The 3,737-nt window shown below is 57.3% G+C and carries 2 protein-coding genes and 2 pseudogenes; 1 reads left to right on the top strand and 3 read right to left on the bottom strand.

The window, feature by feature from the left end:
* Nucleotides 1–120: 120 nt before the first annotated feature.
* Nucleotides 121–1,262, bottom strand: a pseudogene (locus GA0061098_RS43215) (IS3 family transposase).
* A 99-nt stretch (nt 1,263–1,361) separates the two neighbouring features.
* Here GA0061098_RS43215 and GA0061098_RS47720 point away from each other — a divergent pair.
* Nucleotides 1,362–1,530: pseudogene (locus GA0061098_RS47720) on the top strand (IS3 family transposase); the annotation flags it as partial.
* Nucleotides 1,531–1,721: 191 nt separating this feature from the next.
* Here GA0061098_RS47720 and GA0061098_RS43205 read toward each other — a convergent pair.
* The gene (locus GA0061098_RS43205; RefSeq protein ID WP_091968189.1) at nt 1,722–2,495 is read right to left on the bottom strand and encodes a CmcI family methyltransferase; all 774 of its coding nucleotides are present in this window, start codon (nt 2,493–2,495) and stop codon (nt 1,722–1,724) included.
* 846 nt (nt 2,496–3,341) lie between these two features.
* Complete coding sequence (locus GA0061098_RS43200; protein WP_091968185.1) at nt 3,342–3,566, bottom strand: transposase; 225 nt, start codon at nt 3,564–3,566, stop codon at nt 3,342–3,344.
* Nucleotides 3,567–3,737 lie beyond the last annotated feature (171 nt).

Raw genomic sequence — 3,737 nt, 5'->3', positions numbered from 1 at the left:
CACCGCCGAGCCATCTTCAGCTTGCTTCAAAACAAATGCGATCTGCGCCTCTGAAAACTTCGATGCCTTCATGGAACTCTCCTCGTCCCCGTCAGGGGATCATAAATGGAAAATTCCAGTTCAAACTGGCCTAATTTGGCGGGGGCACGTCATTTGTACGCCAAGTGGCGCGGGTGGAGCAACGGACGATCGGCGGAGCTGGTCGGGGTTGCGCAGCCGATCGTCCGTTGCGGTGAGGTGGGCGGCATAGGCGGCGGGGGGCAGGATTTCAGCGACGAGTGAGGCCGCCGGATATTGTAGTCGGCGATCTTGGCGCGGGCGTCATCCACATCGAAGAACAGGGTCTCGTTGAGCAGTTCATCGCGCATCCGGCCATTAAAACTCTCGATGAAGCCGTTCTGCATCGGCTTTCCCGGCGCGATAAAGTGCCAATCGATGACCGTGTCCTTGCTCGAGGCGAGCATGGCGTTGCAGGTGAACTCGGTGCCATGGTCAGACATGATCATCCCTGGCTTGCCTCGACGATTGCCGTCAGTTCGCGGGCGACGCGCCGTCCTGAGATCGACGTCTCTCAAATGGCACCCAGGCATTCCTTAGTGACGTCGTCGACGATGTTGAGAATGCGGAAGCACCGGCCGTTCTGGCGAACTGGTCGTGGACGAGGTCTAGCGACCAGCGCGCGTTGGGCCTCGCCTCGATCAGGATCGGGGCACGGGTCCCCACAGCCTTGCGGCGAGGCCGCCGCTTGCGGATGGTGAACCCTTCCTCGCGATAAAGCCGGTAGATCCGATTGATCTCCGAGGGCTCTCCCTCCCGTCGCAGTAGGACGAATAGCCGGCGATAGCCGAAACGGCGCCGCTCGTTGGCGAGGTCGCGCAACCGGCCGCGCAGAGCCGCGTCCGCAGGTCGGCTGGAGTGATAACGGATCATCTTCCGATCCGCGCCGACGATCGAGCAGGCCCGCCGTTTCGACAGGCTCATGACGGCCTGTAGATGCGCGACCGCAGCGCGCTTGGCGGCGGGCCCTACCATGCTTTTTGAAAGCAGCTCGCGAAGGGCGGCCGCGTCGAGCATCTGCTCCGCCAGAAGCTTCTTCAGTTTCGCGTTCTCCTCTTCCAGCGCCTCTAACCGCTTGGCCTCAGAGACATCCATGCCGCCGAATTTGGCCTTCCAATTATAGATCGTCGCCTCGGAGATCCCATGCTTGCGAGCCAGGTCAGCCGTCTCGGCCCAGCCTCATGCTCTTTCAATACCGCGATAATCTGCTCTTCCGTGAACCTGCTCGCTTCATCTGTCCGTCCTTCTTCGGGCTGGACTCCAACTCCTTCTGGATGAAATACTCAGTGGCAGGTCACAGGTCATACGCCTACACCCGACCACACTCGCAACTCGGACGGAAGACGCCGTCCGAGTTCGCCATCACCTGCCACCCGCGCCGGGATCTGGCGCTGCGATATGCCGAAGGCTCCGCCAGCTCCCCTCGCTCTTGCCGCTCAACCGGGCAAATCCAACGGCGAACTCAGGACTGGATTAAACTGGGGCCAAGGTCACATCAAGGGGAGTACCGCATGGACCACAACTATCTTAAAGGCCGCTCGGCGACCGCATCGATGCCGTTCTCGCGGGGGGCGGCTGCAACTTCAGCCTGCTCCTGCATTGGCTCCCAGAATGAAGACGATGACGGGTGCGGACCCATCCAACGCACTCCGGCTGATCCAGGCTTACGACTTTCGAAGCCATGCATTTGGAGCACAAGTAACATTGGTCCCAAACGCGTCGGTGTAGTAAGTATCGATTAGGAATCCAGAATCCTCGATCAACTGGAAACCATCGATAATTCCTCTATTTACTCTCGCAGGATCGTCTTCAATTACATAGTAGTCTCCTGACACTAGAAGGTTGTTCAGGTAAGAAAACATCGGAAATATTTGCACGTGCGCATCGTCGATCACAAGCCAGGGATGAGGTAGGCTCATCAGCAGATTTTCATCGAAGTTGGAGACGTTCGAAAGGTCAACTTGATGAAAGGTAAGAAGCGGATGCTTTCTTGCAGTCTCATGGACACATTTGGTGTGCAAATCAAAGGAGTGCACTTCACCGGGATTTTCGCAAAGTACCGACATGTTGTCGGCAAACCACAGTCCGCTGCCACCCTGATATGAACCGAGCTCAAGAATTGTCCTCGGCTGAAGTTCCCAAATGAGCCTTGGATAAAGAGCCAGATCAAAAGGGGTCTTGAGCAGTATCAGCCCTCGATAAGTCTTCCCCAAAGCTCCGACTTTTGTGAAGCGCGTGTCAGCAATCCATGGGTTGATAGACCACCTCCACAATCGTTCAGATGGCTTTGCAAAGCGGTCGGAATGGTCAGCATTCACGACGTTGTTAATTACGTCGAACATCCCCCCTTGATCAAGAAGTCCGTTAGGCCTCAATTGATCAGGGTAGTTCTTATGGGCGGCTTCCCAAAAAGTCTGGTATCCTAAAGCGAGTTTCATAAGTCCTCCGTGCTGCTGTTTCACGAAACTGCGTAGTCTTGATCAATTTCGTCGTTGTGCGCGGTAATAGTTTTGCCAGCGCCACTCAACCTGACATTGTGCGTTGCATTCTTACTTGAGCGGCATTGCATCTCCTTGGCCGACTCGGTGAAGTTCGAGGGACCGCCACATTGATGTTCAGCGCTCTCGCATTTGCTGTTCATGAGCAGCATGAATTGATGTGCCGGCAAGCCTCATCTGGAAGCCCTGGGCCGGTGCCTCCAGGCGCGGTTCTTTTGCCACTCATTCCAGCAATAGGCGTGCCACTCGCGGAATATGGTGCGCCATTGCTTGTCGAACGTGAAACGCGCACAGAGTCAGCATCCCCGCTGGAATGGCCGCGATGCTTTGTCAGGTTCGCGACGCCGGCGTCATCAATCTGACATAGATCATACGTTGATGACTTACTTGAGTGGTCTTTCTTTTGTTCGACCTTGCGCTGCCGGCTTTCTTCCGTATCGACAGCAGATTTTCAAGGCCGATGCGCAGAAGCTGTCAAGAGGGCGACCGTCGCTCTCACGGGCTGACTTTCCTTTGCGGATGACCGGCCTGCAATTCCATTGCGCACGTCTTGTTGGCGACCAGCGCCGGACGGACTCAGAGATGGTCCTCGCCCCGTGGTCAACGAGTGCCAGCAGAGTACGGTGAGATTGCGGGCCACTCCCAAAGCGGCGATCTGATAGCCGCGCCCGGCGCGGACGCGAAGAAGGCGTGCAAGGTCCGGGAGCCGTTGCCTGCCAATCTCGCTTCACGGCGCGCGCCTGACTTCGGCCAATCTTGCTGATGGGTTGTCCAAATGAGTCTCGCCTAGTCGCCATCCTGCCGCTGCATCGGCTCGGGCCCGCAAGCGAGGACGCCGGTCCGCGCCTGCCGCCGCCAAGCCGTAACCAGATTGCGGTGAACGTCATGTCGCCGAGCAACCTCGACAACACTGGCCCCAGGCGCCAGACTCTCCTCCACGATCCGAAGCTTCTCGGCACTCGTCCACCGCCGTCGCCGCTCTGGACCGGATAGAACCGTAACCGTCGTCACGTTTGCTCATTTGTTTGCGAATTAATGAGCAAATCATCTCACGCTCGAGCGCTATCCGGGAAGGCGGCCATCATCGGCTTACGATTACCCACATCTTTGAGTCAGAGCTTCGCTCCCGTTGCGATATCGATGAAACGCGATAGTCCGCGCCACGTGATGAGATTCCCTGGT

The organism is Bradyrhizobium shewense (genome assembly GCF_900094605.1).
Classification (GTDB): Bacteria; Pseudomonadota; Alphaproteobacteria; order Rhizobiales; family Xanthobacteraceae; genus Bradyrhizobium; species Bradyrhizobium shewense.
The sequence above is the reverse complement of the archived record's forward strand: the minus strand, read 5'-3'. Positions and strand labels throughout refer to the sequence as shown.

Excerpts from the sequence above, each read along its gene's own strand:
- GA0061098_RS43205 (WP_091968189.1), bottom strand. The coding sequence starts at position 2,495 with ATGAAACTCGCTTTAGGATACCAGACTTTTTGGGAAGCCGCCCATAAG.